At 69.4% G+C, this 15296-nt stretch carries 12 protein-coding genes and 1 riboswitch; of the genes, 7 read left to right on the plus strand and 5 right to left on the minus strand.

All coding sequences use genetic code 11. The features are described from left to right. Positions 1–29 precede the first annotated feature (29 nt). The 6 genes from OG210_RS18970 (at position 30) to OG210_RS18995 (ending at position 8679) form a co-directional block, all read left to right on the plus strand. A complete protein-coding gene (locus tag OG210_RS18970) occupies positions 30–1586 on the plus strand; it encodes a PucR family transcriptional regulator ligand-binding domain-containing protein (protein ID WP_328327402.1) in 1557 nt (518 codons plus the stop codon). 312 nt (positions 1587–1898) lie between these two features. Then, positions 1899–1994: riboswitch (glycine riboswitch) on the plus strand. Positions 1995–2145: 151 nt separating this feature from the next. Beyond that, entirely contained in the window at positions 2146–5007 is a 2862-nt protein-coding gene (gene gcvP / locus OG210_RS18975; RefSeq protein WP_328327400.1) for an aminomethyl-transferring glycine dehydrogenase, read from the plus strand. A 27-nt stretch (positions 5008–5034) separates the two neighbouring features. After that, a complete protein-coding gene (locus tag OG210_RS18980; protein WP_371537819.1) occupies positions 5035–5853 on the plus strand; it encodes a hypothetical protein in 819 nt (272 codons plus the stop codon). Further along, positions 5850–6224 (plus strand): glycine cleavage system protein GcvH, encoded by a 375-nt coding sequence (gcvH, locus tag OG210_RS18985; protein ID WP_328327396.1) that lies wholly within the window; start codon positions 5850–5852, stop codon positions 6222–6224. The genes OG210_RS18980 and gcvH overlap by 4 nt, the downstream gene beginning before the upstream one ends. Before the next feature lies 1 nt (position 6225). Further along, positions 6226–7188: a lipoyl synthase gene (lipA, locus tag OG210_RS18990; RefSeq protein WP_328327394.1), complete on the plus strand. Its 963-nt coding sequence runs from the start codon at positions 6226–6228 to the stop codon at positions 7186–7188. A 108-nt stretch (positions 7189–7296) separates the two neighbouring features. Then, positions 7297–8679: an L-serine ammonia-lyase gene (locus OG210_RS18995; RefSeq protein ID WP_328327392.1), complete on the plus strand. Its 1383-nt coding sequence runs from the start codon at positions 7297–7299 to the stop codon at positions 8677–8679. Between the two features lie 12 nt (positions 8680–8691). On the opposite strand, the gene OG210_RS19000 is transcribed toward OG210_RS18995, so the two are convergent. The 3 genes from OG210_RS19000 to OG210_RS19010 form a co-directional block, all read right to left on the minus strand. Next, positions 8692–9297, minus strand: coding sequence for a Uma2 family endonuclease (locus tag OG210_RS19000; RefSeq protein ID WP_371540366.1), 606 nt, complete (start codon positions 9295–9297; stop codon positions 8692–8694). A 105-nt stretch (positions 9298–9402) separates the two neighbouring features. Then, a complete protein-coding gene (locus OG210_RS19005; protein ID WP_328327388.1) occupies positions 9403–10092 on the minus strand; it encodes a TetR/AcrR family transcriptional regulator in 690 nt (229 codons plus the stop codon). Beyond that, complete coding sequence (locus OG210_RS19010; RefSeq protein WP_328327386.1) at positions 10089–11072, minus strand: fatty acid desaturase; 984 nt, start codon at positions 11070–11072, stop codon at positions 10089–10091. Before OG210_RS19010 ends, OG210_RS19005 begins: the two co-directional genes overlap by 4 nt. Positions 11073–11317: 245 nt before the next feature. Here OG210_RS19010 and ppc point away from each other — a divergent pair, with 245 nt between their 5' ends. Next, positions 11318–14053, plus strand: a complete 2736-nt coding sequence (gene ppc / locus OG210_RS19015) for a phosphoenolpyruvate carboxylase (protein ID WP_328327384.1) — start codon at positions 11318–11320, stop codon at positions 14051–14053. A gap of 50 nt (positions 14054–14103) precedes the next feature. Here the strand turns inward: ppc and OG210_RS19020 are convergent, their stop codons facing one another. Both OG210_RS19020 and pth read right to left on the minus strand, forming a co-directional pair. Further along, positions 14104–14568, minus strand: coding sequence for a hypothetical protein (locus OG210_RS19020; RefSeq protein WP_328327382.1), 465 nt, complete (start codon positions 14566–14568; stop codon positions 14104–14106). A gap of 76 nt (positions 14569–14644) precedes the next feature. Further along, complete coding sequence (gene pth / locus OG210_RS19025) at positions 14645–15241, minus strand: aminoacyl-tRNA hydrolase (protein ID WP_328327380.1); 597 nt, start codon at positions 15239–15241, stop codon at positions 14645–14647. Positions 15242–15296 lie beyond the last annotated feature (55 nt).

Genomic DNA, 15296 nt, shown 5'->3' on the forward strand with positions numbered 1-15296 from the left:
ACGATCGGTGTGTGAACTACCGTCCTGGCATGACGATCACGGTTGCAGAACTACTGGAGATGCCGCACCTGCGGCTCCGTCTCCTGTCCGGCCGGGACGGGCTGCAACGGGAGGTCAGCTGGACGCACACCTCCGACCTGCCTGAGCCGTGGCAGTGGCTGACCGGCGGAGAGCTGCTGATGACCAACGGCATGTCGTTCCCGGAGTCGGCCCACGAGCAGGAGGAACTCCTGCGGCGGCTCATGGACGCGGGCGCCGGCGCTCTCGCTATCGGCGAGAAGATGTACTGCCCACCGCTCACCGCACGGTTCACCGAGGTCAGCGAGTCGCTTTCGCTTCCGGTGCTCCTGGTGGACTACCCGATGCCGTTCATCGCGATCTCGCGCGCGGTGGCGGCGGCCAACCTGCTGGAACAGTCGGACCGGCTGATTCGGACCGAGCGAATATATTACACACTGCAACGTTCGGTGACCGAGAAGCACAAGCCGTCCAAGCTGACCACCGCACTGTCGCAGCAGCTGGGCTGTGCGCTGCACGTGTGCCACCGCGAGTCCGCCGAACCGTGGTTTCCCGACAGCGCCGGACTCGACGAGAGACTTCGCCAGGCCCTGTCGCAGGCCCACCTCGGGTCCCGGCAGGTCAGCGCCGGTGCGTTCGTCACGTATCTGAGTGACGGCCGGGAGATGCGGCTGGCGGACATCCCCACCCAGCCCGGCGCCGTGCTCGTCCTGGTCTCCGACGGGCACAGCGTGCTCGACGCCATCCTCATGCAGCACGCCGCGACCGTGATCGCCCTCGAGATGTCCCAGGCACTGGTGGACCTGGAGCACCGCCGCCGACAAGGCGCGGAGTTCCTGGCCCGGCTCATGGACGGCAGCGCCGAACCCAGAGGCGGCCGCAGCCAACTCCTCGAAGCCGGGATCGATCCGTCGTCCGCGGTCCTGTACGCGGTCTCTTCCGACGACAGCGCCCGGCTGCGTGAACTGCACGTCGGGCTGTGGCGCAACGGGGTTCCGCATCTGGTCGTGCACCACTCCGGGGCTCTCTACCTGCTGGCGCACGACAAGGAGAGGGTGCTGCGCATCATCCATGCCAACGCCGGTCCCTCCGCGGCGGTGGGAGTGAGCAGCCCGGTCAAGACCATGGACCGCATCCCCGAGGCGGCACGGGAAGCACGCTGGGCAAACCAGTCGGCCGAGCACAACAAGACGCACACCTTCCGCTACGGGGAAGCCACGCCGTTCCTCGGCGTTTCGGGCATCGACGACGCGATGGCTCTCGTCGACCGGGTGCTCGGGCGGCTCCTGGAGCATGAGTCCAAGCACCGGGGCGAGCTCCTGCCCACCCTGCAGAGCTTCTTCGACCATCAGCGCTCCTGGCAGAAGACGGCGAACGCCCTGCATGTGCACCGGCAGACCGTGCTGTACCGGATCCGCAAGGTCGAGGACATCACCGGGCTCAACCTCGACCGCACCAGGGACATCGCCGAGCTGTGGCTTGCCCTGCAAGCGCGTTCGATGCTGCCGGGCGCCGCCGGACGGGAAGGCACCCGGCAGGACCGCACATCGCGCCCGGGAGAGCGATGACAGGCCCGGGGATCGCCGATGAGCCCGGAACGGCGGGCACTTGACGGCCGCCGTTCCGGGCTCGTATGTTCCTCGCGAGATCCGGCCCTCCGCCGACAACTCTCCGGCGGAGTCCGGAGAATCAGACGCTCAGGCGTCTCGCCCACAGTGCGTGGCCGCAGAGGCGCGGCGGAGGTCCCGGGACCGTCCGGCACGTGAGAAGTAACGAAAATGCCGTCGTCGGCCCGGTGCTCGCGTCCGTGGGCCGCACTGCACCACACCTCACTTCACCTGGCCTTTCGGTCGGGCCCGACAACTCAACATCGTGCCGTTCGAACCGAAGCGGGAGAGCCCTCGCCCATCCTTGGCGAGGCGCCGAAGGAGCAACCTTCCCCAGAATCTCTCAGGCCCAACTACCGCTCCGGCGAGGCAACTCTGGAAAGTCAGGACCTCGTGTCCTGCGCCCACGGTGCAAACCGCCGGACCCGGTGGTGAAGCTCTCAGGTACCGATGACAGAGCGGGGAGGTCACCCATCCATGGCGCCGTTTCCGCGGTGCCCTCATGAGGGAGCCTCCCGCCATGACCTCACCTGGACACTCCGCGTCCGGAGAGTTCGCCACCCGTCACATCGGTGTCAGCGAAACAGACCAGGCCAAGATGCTGGCCGAAGTCGGCTACCCGACGTCGGCCGGCCTCATGGACGCTGCCGTTCCGAGTGGCATCCGCAGCACCGCCGAACTGAACCTGCCCGCCGCCGCCACCGAGGCGGAGGCACGCGCCGAACTGCATGAACTCGCCGGCAGGAATACCGTGGCCGTGCCGATGATCGGCCTCGGCTACCACGCGACCACCACGCCTGCGGTGATCCGGCGCAATGTGCTGGAGGACCCGGCGTGGTACACCGCCTACACGCCGTACCAGCCGGAGATCAGCCAGGGCCGGCTGGAGGCGCTGATCAACTTCCAGACCATGGTCGGCGACCTCACCGGGCTGCCGACCGCCAACGCGTCGCTGCTCGACGAAGGCACCGCCGTCGCCGAGGCCGTCACCGTCATGCGCCGCGTCGTACGCGGCGGCCGCCCCCGCGTCCTGGTCGACGGCGACACCCTCCCGCAGACCCTCAGCGTCCTGCGCACGCGTGCCGCCGCGGTCGGCACCGAGGTCGTCGAGATCGATGTCGCCGAGCCGCTGCCCGAGGGGGACTTCTTCGGGGTGGTGCTGTCCTACCCCGGCTGCTCGGGCGCGGTCCGCGACCTGCGCGGGGTGACCGCTGCGGCACGGGCACGCGGGGCACTTGTCACCGTGACCGCCGACCTGCTGGCGCTCACCCTGCTCGTGCCGCCGGGTGAGTTCGGCGCCGACATCGTCGTGGGTTCGTCGCAGCGCTTCGGTGTACCCCTGTTCTACGGCGGACCGCACGCCGGGTACATCGCAGTCCGCGCAGGGCTGGAACGTCATATGCCCGGCCGGCTCGTGGGCGTGTCCGTGGACAGCGCAGGCCGGCCGGCGTACCGCCTGGCCCTGCAGACCCGCGAGCAGCACATCCGGCGCGACAAGGCGACTTCCAACATCTGTACGGCGCAGGTGCTGCTGGCCGTGGTCGCATCGATGTACGCCGTCCACCACGGCCCCGAAGGTCTGACCGAGATCGCCCGGCGAACACACCGGCACGCCGCACTCATCGCCGCGGGTCTGCGGAAGACCGGGGCCACGGTGGTGCACCGCGCGATCTTCGACACCCTGCTGGTGCGGGCCGATGGCCGCGCCGATGAGGTCGTCGCGGCCGCGCACGGCAAGGGCCTGCGGCTGCGGCTGGTGGACGGCGACCACGTCGGCGTCTCCTGCTCCGAGGTCACGACGGAGGACCACGTCCGGCTCGTACTCGAAGCCTTCGGCCGGTCCGGGGGCGACCTGGACGAGCCGGCGGCCGACGCTCCGGTGACGATTCCGCCGGGGCTGCGCCGTACCTCACCCTTCCTCACCCATCTCGTCTTCCATCAGCACCGTTCCGAGACCGCGATGCTGCGCTACCTGCGCAGGCTTTCCGGCCGTGACTTCGCGCTGGACCGCGGCATGATCCCGCTCGGGTCCTGCACGATGAAACTCAACGCGACCACGGAGATGGAACCGGTCAGCCTGCCCGGGTTCGCGGACCTGCACCCGTTCGCGCCGGTCGCCGACGCGGCCGGGTACCTGACCCTCATCGAGCAGCTTGAGACATGGCTGGCCGAGGTCACCGGTTACGCCAGGGTCTCCGTCCAGCCGAACGCCGGATCACAGGGCGAACTCGCGGGCCTGCTGGCGATCCGCGCGTACCACCGGAGCAACGGTCGGACCGGACGCGACGTGTGCCTGATACCGGCAAGCGCACACGGCACCAATGCCGCCTCCGCGGTCATGGCCGGGATGCGTGTGGTCGTGGTGGCCTCACGGCCCGACGGCACGGTCGACCTCGACGACCTCAGGGCGAAGTGCGCCGAGCACGCCGAGGCCCTGGCCGCGATCATGGTGACCTACCCCTCGACGCACGGTGTCTACGAGGCGGGCATCACCCGGCTGTGCGAGCTGGTGCACGAGCACGGCGGACAGGTGTACGTGGACGGCGCCAATCTCAACGCGCTGCTCGGGGTGGCCAAGCCCGGTGAGTTCGGTGGCGACGTGTCCCACCTCAACCTGCACAAGACGTTCTGCATCCCGCACGGCGGCGGCGGGCCGGGCGTCGGCCCGGTCGCCGTGGCCGAGCACCTCGCACCGTATCTGCCCACCCACCGGCTGCACCCCGACACAGGGAGCCGCGACGGGGCCGGACCGGTGAGCGCCGCACCGTTCGGCAGCGCCGGCATCCTGCCGATCCCGTGGGCCTACATCCGGATGATGGGCGGGGAAGGGCTGACCAGGGCGACGCGGACAGCCGTGCTCAGTGCCAACTACATCGCCCGCCGGCTCGCGCAGCACTTCCCCGTCCTGTACACCGGGGAAGCCGGCCTCGTCGCGCACGAGTGCATCCTCGACGTACGCCCGCTCACCGCTGCGACCGGTGTGACGGTCGACGACATCGCCAAGCGGCTCATCGACTACGGCTTCCACGCGCCGACGGTGAGCTTCCCCGTCGCCGGCACGCTGATGGTCGAGCCGACGGAGAGCGAGAGCCTCCAGGAACTTGACCGCTTCTGCGAGGCGATGATCGCGATCCGCGCCGAGATCGCCCTGGTCGACCAGGGCGTCTGGACCCTTGACGGGTCCCCGCTGCGACAGGCACCGCACACCGCGGCCGCGCTCGCCGGTCAGTGGACCCACGCCTACTCGCGTGAGCGGGCCGTCTTCCCGGCGGGCGTCACACCGGACAAGTACTGGCCGCCGGTCGGCCGGATCGACCAGGCCCACGGCGACCGGAACCTGGTCTGTTCCTGCCCGCCCCCCGAGTCGTTCGAGTCGATCTGACCGGTCACGGCCCGAGGGGAGAACACCATGTCCAAGAAGTCACCACTGCACGACGTCCACACCGAACTCGGTGCGCTGTTCACCGACTTCGCCGGCTGGTCCATGCCGCTGCGCTACGCCTCCGGACCGGCTGAGCACCACGCCGTACGGACCACCGCCGGAATCTTCGACCTCACCCACCTGGGCGAGATCGAACTGTCCGGCCCCGAGGCGGGCCGGGCCATCGACCACGCCCTGGCCGGCGAGCCGTCGAAGACCGCCGTCGGCAGCGCCCGCCACTCCATGCTGGTCCACGAGACCGGCTCAGTACTCGACGACCTCCTCGTCCACCGCCTGGCCGAGCAGCGATACCTCGTCGTTGCCAACGCCGCCAACGCCCTGATCGTGCTCTCCTGCCTGCGTGACCGGATCGACGGCTACGCCGCCACGGTCCGGGACGCGTCCGGCGACTGGGCACTGATCGCGGTCCAGGGCCCGAAGTCGCCTGCGATCGTCAGCGAACTGGCCGACATCGACGTGCCGTTGCTGAAGCCCTACGCGATCGAACCGGCACGGCTAGCGGACCACGACGTGCTGCTCGCCCGCACCGGCCGCATCGGAGAGGACGGCTTGGAGATCTACTGCCGTCCCGATGGCGCGGTGGCCCTCTGGCGGGCCGTCAGCGCGGCGGGCGCGGCACATGGCCTGGTCCCGTGCGGCCTGGCCTGCCGCGACAGGCTGCGTCTTGAGGCCGGCCTGCCGCTGTACGGCAGGGAACTCACCCTCCGCACCACACCGTTCGACTCGGGACCCGGCCGCCCTTCCACCACACCAACGTCTGACTCTTTCCGGAGGAAGCACTCATGAGCCTGCCCACCGAACTCATGTACACCAGCGATCACGAGTGGATCGCGACCGACGGCGACCTGTCGACCATCGGAGTCACCGCCCACGCCGCCGACGCGCTCGGCGACGTCGTCTACCTCGACCTGCCCGCCGTCGGTGCGACGCTCAAGGCCGGCGACTCCTGCGGAGAGATCGAGTCGACCAAGTCGGTGAGCGACCTGTACGCCCCAGCCGACGGCGAGGTCGTCGAGATCAACGAAGGCGCGGTCGCCGACCCCGGCCAGGTCAACGCCGCGCCCTTCGGGGCGGGCTGGCTGTTCCGGATGCGGATCACCGGCTCACCGGACCTGCTGGACGCCGCCGCGTACGCGGCCCTCACCGGAGGAGCCTGAGATGTCCGTACTGGACCTCGGCTCTCCCGCTTCGCCCGACGGCCGCAGGCTCCTGCGTCTTGAGGTGCGGAACAGCCGCACCCCCATCGAGCGCAAGCCCGAGTGGATCAGGACTCGCGCCAGGATGGGCCCCGAGTACACGAAGATGCAGGCCCTGGTGAAGTCCGAAGGGCTGCACACGGTCTGCCAGGAGGCGGGCTGTCCCAACATCTACGAATGCTGGGAGGACCGCGAGGCCACCTTCCTCATCGGCGGCGACCAGTGCACGCGGCGCTGCGACTTCTGTCAGATCGACACCGGCAAGCCCCAGTCCCTGGACCGGGACGAGCCGCGCCGGGTGGCGGAGTCCGTGGCCGCGATGGGGCTGAGGTACGCCACCATCACCGGGGTGGCCCGCGACGACCTGCCCGACGGGGGCGCCTGGCTGTACGCCGAGACGGTCCTCCGGATCCGCGCGCTGAACCCGGACACCGGCGTGGAGAACCTGGTCCCGGACTTCAACGGTGTCCCCGAACTCCTTACCCAGGTGTTCGAGTCCCGTCCGGACGTGCTGGCGCACAACGTGGAGACGGTGCCACGGATCTTCAAACGGATCCGGCCGGCGTTCCGCTACGACCGGTCGCTCGGTGTGCTCACCGCGGCAGGGGAGTCCGGGCTGGTCACCAAGTCGAACCTGATCCTGGGCATGGGCGAGACCCGGAAGGAGATCTCGACCGCGCTGCGGGACCTGCACGACGCCGGATGCGACCTGATCACCATCACCCAGTACCTGCGGCCCTCCGTACGGCACCACCCGGTGGACCGGTGGGTCAGACCCGAGGAGTTCGCCGAGCTCAGGGAAGAAGCCGAGGAGATCGGCTTCGCCGGAGTGATGTCCGGCCCCCTGGTGCGCTCCTCGTACCGGGCCGGACGGCTCTACCGGCAAGCACGCGACAGGAGGCCTCGTCAGGACCGGGACGACTGAACACACACCGCTGACGAAGCCGCGCACGAGAGCCCAGGCCCACGTCGCACATGCCGCCCCCTTCCCCCTCACTCCGCCCACCACGCAGATCTCAAGGGAGATTCCGCCATGCCCATCTCCGTCTTCGATCTCTTCTCCATCGGCATCGGCCCGTCCAGCTCACACACGGTGGGCCCGATGCGGGCCGCCCGGATGTTCGTCGGCCGGCTGAAGGAAGACGGCCTGCTCGCGCAGACGGCCACGGTGCGGGCGGAACTGTTCGGCTCGCTCGGCGCCACCGGCCACGGCCACGGCACACCCAAGGCCGTACTGCTGGGTCTGGAGGGCCATGAGCCGCACACCGTGAACGTGGACAGCGCCGACGACGAGATCATCCGGATCCGCACCAGCCGGCGCCTGCGGCTGCTGGGCACCGACCTCGGCGACGCCCACGAGATCGCCTTCGATCCCGACACCCAGCTGACGCTGCACCGCCGCCGCTCCCTGCCGTACCACGCCAACGGCATGACCCTGTCCTCCTACGACCACGGCGGGCTGCCGCTGGTCGAGAAGACCTACTACTCGGTCGGCGGCGGCTTCGTCGTCGACGAGAACGCGGCCGGCGAAAACCGCATCAAGCCCGACGACACCGTGCTCAAGCACCCCTTCCACACCGGCGACGAACTGCTGCGCCGCTCCCGCGAGACCGGGCTGTCGATCTCCGCGCTGATGCTGGAGAACGAGAAGGCCTGGCGAACCGAGGACGAGATCCGCACCGGCCTGCTGGAGATCTGGTGCGTCATGCAGGCCTGCGTGGCGCGCGGTCTGTCCCGCGAGGGCATCCTGCCCGGCGGGCTGAAGGTCCGCCGCCGTGCGGCCACCGCCGCCCGCGCCCTGCACGCCGAAGGCGACGCGGCCGGCCGGGCCATGGAGTGGGTCACCCTGTACGCGATGGCGGTCAACGAGGAGAACGCCGCCGGCGGCCGGGTGGTGACCGCCCCGACCAACGGCGCGGCCGGCATCATCCCGGCCGTCCTGCACTACTACCGGACCTTCGTGCCCGGCGCCGACGACGACGGCACCGTGCGGTTCCTGCTGGCCGCAGGGGCGATCGGAATGCTGTTCAAGGAGAACGCCTCGATCTCCGGGGCCGAGGTGGGCTGCCAGGGCGAGGTCGGCTCGGCCTGTTCGATGGCCGCCGGAGCCCTGGCCGAGGTACTCGGCGGCTCCCCGGAGCAAGTGGAGAACGCCGCGGAGATCGGCATGGAACACAATCTGGGGCTGACCTGCGACCCGGTGGGCGGGCTGGTCCAGATCCCCTGCATCGAGCGCAACGGAATGGCCGCGGTCAAGGCGATCACCGCCGCCCGGATGGCACTGCGCGGCGACGGCCGGCACCACGTGTCCCTGGACAAGGTCATCAAGACCATGAAGGAGACCGGCGCGGACATGAAGATCAAGTACAAGGAGACGGCGCGAGGCGGGCTCGCCGTGAACATCATCGACTGCTGACGAACCTTGCGGCTACAACTGCGTCAGAGCATCCGTCGTGATGTCGATGCCCAGGTCGTACGGAACGCCGGCCTTGAGCTGGTCGTGGTGGATACCGGTCAGTGCGTACGCCTTGGTCACCGGATCGAGCTCATACACCCGCACCACCGGATGCCGGCTCTCACCGGTCATCTCGACCAGCCAGAAGTGCTCGATGCCGGCGGCCGCGTACTTGCGCGGCTTCGTGTCCCGGTCGCGGGCCTCCGAGCCGGGGGAGACGACCTCGACGGCGAGCAGCACATCCGCGGCTTCGAAACTGATCTGCTCCGGTCCGGTGACGGCACTGGCCCGGATGACGGAGATATCGGGCTCGGGGCCATTGCGGCGGTCCAGGACGACCGTCATCTGGCGGACGACCTTCAGATGACCGGGCACTGTGCTGCGCATGCCGACAAGCAGCAGATCGGTCATCGTGCTGTGGAATTCCCGCTGTGGACTCGCGAAGACGAGACTCCCGTCGATCAGCTCGGTATGCGGCGGGAGACCGGGCAGCGTGAACAGATCGTCCGCGGTGTATCCGTCCGAGGACAGCGGCACGGGCCGACGGAAGCGGTGCCCGGCGAGCACGTCGGTGGTCATGGGCTCTGGCATAGGCGGAATTGTCGACCGGCGCCGCCACGGCGGAGACCCGGAAGCACGTGAGTCATCACAACGGGTGAGGTCACGGGCTGCGCCCAGGCGCCCTCAGCCCTTCCGGTGCCCGATCAGCCGCGGCTTCGGCTCCAGGCCGTCCAGGCCGTGCCACGCCAGGTTCACCAGATGCGCCGCCACCTCCGCCTTCGGCGGCTTGCGGACGTCCAGCCACCACTGGCCCGTCAGCGCCACCATGCCGACCAGCGCCTGCGCGTACAGCGGCGCCAGCTTCGGATCGAAGCCCCGCGCCTTGAACTCCAGCCCCAGGATGTCCTCCACCTGGGTGGCGATATCGCTGATCAGCGACGCGAACGTACCCGTCGACTGGGCCACCGGCGAATCCCGCACCAGGATGCGGAAACCGTCCGTGTACTCCTCGATGTAGTCCAGCAGCGCGAAAGCCGCCTGCTCGCACAGCTCACGCGGATGGCCGGCCGTCAGCGAACCCGTCACCAGATCCAGCAGCTGACGCATCTCCCGGTCGACCACCACCGCGTACAGGCCCTCCTTGCCGCCGAAGTGCTCGTACACCACCGGCTTGGAGACCCCGGCCTTCGCCGCGATCTCCTCCACCGACGTGCCCTCGAACCCCTTCTCGGCGAAGAGGGTGCGGCCGATGTCCAGCAGCTGCTCGCGGCGTTCCTTCCCGGTCATACGGACCCGGCGCGCACGCCGGGCCGCCGGCGGGCGGTTCTTGCCACCGCTGGTACTGCTGCCTTCGATCGCCACGTCTGCCATCATGCCGTCTCTGTGAGCTCGCTCTTGCGCCGTGCGTCGATCCGCGAAGCGGACGGCCAGCGCACATCGGTCGCCCAGCCCAGCTGCTCGCACCAGCGGATCAGACGCGCGCTGGAATCCAGCTGGCCCCGCAGGACACCGTGCCGGGCGGACGTCGGGTCCGCGTGGTGCAGGTTGTGCCAGGACTCCCCGCAGGACAGGACCGCCAGCCACCACACATTGCCCGAGCGGTCACGCGACTTGAACGGCCGCCGGCCCACCGCATGGCAGATCGAGTTGATCGACCAGGTCACATGGTGGAGCAGCGCCACCCGGACCAGCGAACCCCAGAAGAACGCCGTGAAAGCGCCCCACCACGACATCGTCACCAGACCGCCCACCAGCGGCGGAATCGCCAGCGACACAACCGTCCAGTAGATGAAGTTCCGCGAGATCCAGCGGATCGCCGGGTCCTTGACCAGATCCGGGGCGTACTTGTGCTGCGGAGTCTGCTCCTCGTCGAACATCCAGGCCATGTGCGCCCACCACAACCCCTTGAGCAGGGCCGAGAAGGTCTCGCCGTACCGCCAGGGAGAGTGCGGGTCGCCCTCCGCGTCGGAGAACTTGTGGTGCTTGCGGTGATCGGCCACCCAGCGCACCAGCGGCCCCTCGACCGCCAGCGAACCCATCATGGCCAGCACGATCCGCAGCGGACGCTTCGCCTTGAACGAGCCATGCGTGAAATACCGGTGGAAACCGATCGTGATGCCGTGGCAGCCGACGTAGTACATCACCACGAGCAGACCCAGATCGAGCCAGCTCACACCACCCCAGCGCCAGGCCAGCGGCACCGCCGCGACCAGAGCGAGAAACGGCACGATGATGAAGAGCAGCAGACCGAACTGCTCGACGGAACCCTTACTGTCCCCGCCCAGTGTGGCGCGCGGGACTACGGGTCCGGTCGGGGTCTGGGCGTCATCGATCAGATCGGGACCAATGGTCATAAGGGACGTCCCCCGTGGGGTGAGGAATGCGGCTGATACCCGGCTACGGTTCCGTAACCTACGGCCTCGTAAGTATGTCAGCGAGCAGCCTCGCGGCAAGAGGGCTGTGGACGCCCCGGCGAGCCGGACAACCGGACACCTATCCTGTGTGCGTGTCGTCGGACAGCGCGGTCCGTTCTGTGACTTCTGGGAATGACACCCAGACCCCTTTGCCAGTCGTGCCAACACTGCAAGGAGCCGCACCTGTGAGCAGTGCCGACCTGACCCCCACCCCGACCGCCAGCCCCGAGCTGCGCGCCGATATCCGCCGCCTCGGCGACCTGCTGGGCGAGACCCTCGTACGCCAGGAGGGCCCCGAGCTCCTCGAACTGGTCGAGCGCGTCCGCGCCCTCACCCGCGAGGACGGCGAAGCAGCCGCCGCGCTGCTCGGAGACACCGGCCTGGAGACCGCAGCCAAGCTGGTGCGCGCCTTCTCCACCTACTTCCACCTGGCGAACGTCACCGAGCAGGTGCACCGCGGCCGCGAGATGCGCGCCGTACGGGCCGCCGAGGGCGGCCTCCTCGCCCGCACCGCGGACCGGCTCAAGGACGCCGACCCCGACCATCTGCGCGAGACCGTACGCAACCTCAACGTACGGCCCGTCTTCACCGCACACCCCACCGAAGCCGCACGGCGCTCCGTACTCAACAAGCTGCGCCGCATCGCCGAGCTCCTGGAAACCCCCGTCATCGAGGCCGACCGGCGCCGCCACGACCTGCGGCTCGCCGAAAGCATCGACCTCATCTGGCAGACCGACGAACTGCGCGTCGTACGGCCCGAACCCGCGGACGAAGCGCGCAACGCGATCTACTACCTTGACGAACTGCACGCCGGAGCCGTCGGCGACGTCCTGGAGGACCTCGCAGCCGAACTGGAGCGCGTCGGCGTCGAACTGCCCGCCGGCACCCGCCCCCTCAGCTTCGGCACCTGGATCGGCGGCGACCGCGACGGCAACCCCAACGTCACCCCCGCCGTCACCTGGGACGTGCTGATCCTCCAGCACGAACACGGCATCACCGACGCCATCGACCTCATCGACTACCTCCGCGGCCTGCTCTCCAACTCCATCCGCTACACCGGCGCCACCCAGGAACTCCTGGACTCCCTCCAGCTCGACCTGGAGCGCCTCCCCGAGATCAGCCCCCGCTACAAGCGCCTCAACTCCGAGGAGCCCTACCGGCTCAAGGCCACCTGCATCCGGCAGAAGCTCGTCAACACCCGCGAACGCCTCGCCAAGGGCACCCCGCACCGGACCGGCCGCGACTACCTCGGCACCTCCGAACTCCTCAGCGACCTCACCCTCATCCAGGCCTCGCTCCGCGACCACCGCGGCGGACTCTTCGCCGACGGCCGGATGGACCGCACCATCCGCACCCTCGCCGCGTTCGGCCTCCAGCTCGCCACCATGGACGTACGCGAACACGCCGACGCCCACCACCACGCCCTCGGCCAGCTCTTCGACCGGCTCGGCGAAGAGTCCTGGCGCTACGCCGACATGCCCCGCGAATACCGCCAGAAGCTCCTCGCCAAGGAACTCAGGTCCCGGCGGCCCCTCGCCCCCAGCCCCGCCCCGCTCGACGCGGCGGGCGAGAAGACACTCGGCGTCTTCCACACCATCAAGCAGGCCTTCGAACGCTTCGGCCCCGAAGTCATCGAGTCCTACATCATCTCGATGTGCCAGGGCGCCGACGACGTCTTCGCCGCCGCCGTACTCGCCCGCGAAGCCGGACTCCTCGACCTGCACGGCGGCTGGGCCAAGATCGGCATCGTGCCGCTCCTGGAAACCACCGACGAACTGCGCGCGGCCGACGTCATCCTCGACGAAATGCTCGCCGACCCCTCCTACCGGCGCCTCGTCTCCCTGCGCGGCGACGTCCAGGAGGTCATGCTCGGCTACTCCGACTCCTCCAAGTTCGGCGGCATCACCACCAGCCAGTGGGAGATCCACCGCGCCCAGCGCCGACTGCGCGACGTCGCCCACCGCTACGGCGTACGGCTCCGGCTCTTCCACGGCCGCGGCGGCACCGTCGGCCGCGGCGGCGGCCCCTCGCACGACGCGATCCTCGCCCAGCCCTGGGGCACCCTCGAAGGCGAGATCAAGGTCACCGAACAGGGCGAGGTCATCTCCGACAAGTACCTCGTGCCGTCCCTTGCCCGCGAGAACCTCGAACTGACCGTCGCCGCCACCCTCCAGGCATCCGCCCTGCACACCGCGCCCCGCCAGTCCGACGAATCACTCGCCCGCTGGGACGCCGCCATGGACGTCGTCTCCGACGCCGCGCACGCCGCGTACCGCAAGCTGGTCGAGGACCCGGACCTGCCGACGTACTTCCTCGCCTCCACGCCGGTCGACCAGCTCGCCGATATGCACCTCGGCTCCCGGCCCTCCCGTCGCCCGGGATCGGGCGTCTCGCTCGACGGCCTCCGCGCCATCCCCTGGGTCTTCGGCTGGACCCAGTCCCGGCAGATCGTGCCCGGCTGGTACGGCGTCGGCTCCGGCCTCAAGGCGCTGCGCGAGACCGGACTCGACACCGTCCTGGATGAAATGCACGAAAAGTGGCACTTCTTCCGGAACTTCATCTCCAACGTCGAGATGACCCTCGCCAAGACCGACCTGCGGATCGCCAAGCACTACGTCGACACCCTCGTGCCCGACGAACTCAAGCACGTCTACGCCGACATCGAGGCCGAACACGAACTGACCGTCCGGGAAGTACTGCGCATCACCGGCGGCCAGAAGCTGCTCGACTCACACCCGGTGCTCCAGCAGACCTTCGACATCCGCGACGCCTACCTGGACCCGATCTCGTACCTCCAGGTCTCCCTGCTCGCCCGCCAGCGGGCAGCGGCCGAACGCGGCGAGGAGGCGGACCCGACACTCGCACGGGCACTGCTGCTCACCGTGAACGGAGTCGCGGCCGGTCTCCGCAACACGGGGTGACCTCCGGTCGGGGGCCGGGGGCGCACGCCGCCCCCGGCCCCCTCGGGCACTCACAGCGCCACGAACGCCGCCACCAGCAGCCCCGCCCCCGCCACTCCCACCGCCCACGCCGTACGCGTCAGCCGTAGCCCGCCGCCGATCACCAGCGCCGCCAGCAGCAGCGCGCCACCCAGCGGCACCCACGCGTGCAGCGCCCCCGCCCAGCCCGTCCTGATCGCCTCATTGCTCCCGGGACGGACCACCACCGGCAGCCGCTCGCCCTTCTCCGCCGCCGTCGACTTGTCGATCACCAGCCCGCTGTGCGCAGCCGAACCGGCCGACGGCACGAACGGCCCCGAGCACGTGGCGCCCGCACACGAGGCCACCGTCAGAGTCCCGTGGTCGCGGCCCTTCGCGAGAATCACATGCTGAGCCGTGCCCCACGAGGACCAGAAACCGGCCACCAGGATCAGCACCGTGACACAGCCCATGGCTGCCCGGCGCGCGTACATCAGGACGCCGCGACTCCGCTTCATGGGGCGCGATCCTTGGCCATGGGACCACGCCAGGTCAACCCGTCAGGGCGGCGCCGGGATCACATCAGAAGCAGCGTCAGGAGTTGTACGTGGTCTGCGCCCGGTCCAGACCCTCGATGATCAGGGCCTCCACCGCGTCCGCCGCCCGGTCCACGAAGTACCCCAGCTCCTTGCGCTCCGCCGACGAGAAGTCCTTCAGCACGAAATCCGCGACCTGCATCCGGCCCGGCGGACGGCCGATACCGAACCGGACCCGGTGGTAGTCGGGACCCAGCGACTTGGTCATCGACTTCAGACCGTTGTGGCCGTTGTCCCCGCCACCCAGCTTCAGCCGCAGCGTCCCGTAATCGATGTCCAGCTCGTCATGGACGGCCACGATGTTCGCCGTCCCCACCTTGTAGAAATCGCGCAGCGCGGTGACCGGGCCACCCGAGAGATTCATGTACGACATCGGCTTGGCCAGCACCACCCGCCGATTGGCAGGACCCGGCGGACCCAGCCGGCCCTCCACCACCTGGGCGCGGGCCTTGTGCGCCTTGAACCGGCCCCCGATGCGCTCGGCGAGCAGATCGGCCACCATGAAGCCCACGTTGTGGCGGTTGGCCGCGTAGTCGGGGCCGGGATTGCCCAGGCCCACGACAAGCCAGGGAGCGGTCGGGTCGGGCGTCGTCATCTGCACGTCTCCCTCTGCACGTGTCCGGCCACCCGTTGAGCCGGCAGGCCGGTGA

Source organism: Streptomyces sp. NBC_00466 (genome assembly GCF_041433995.1).
GTDB lineage: Bacteria > Actinomycetota > Actinomycetes > Streptomycetales > Streptomycetaceae > Streptomyces.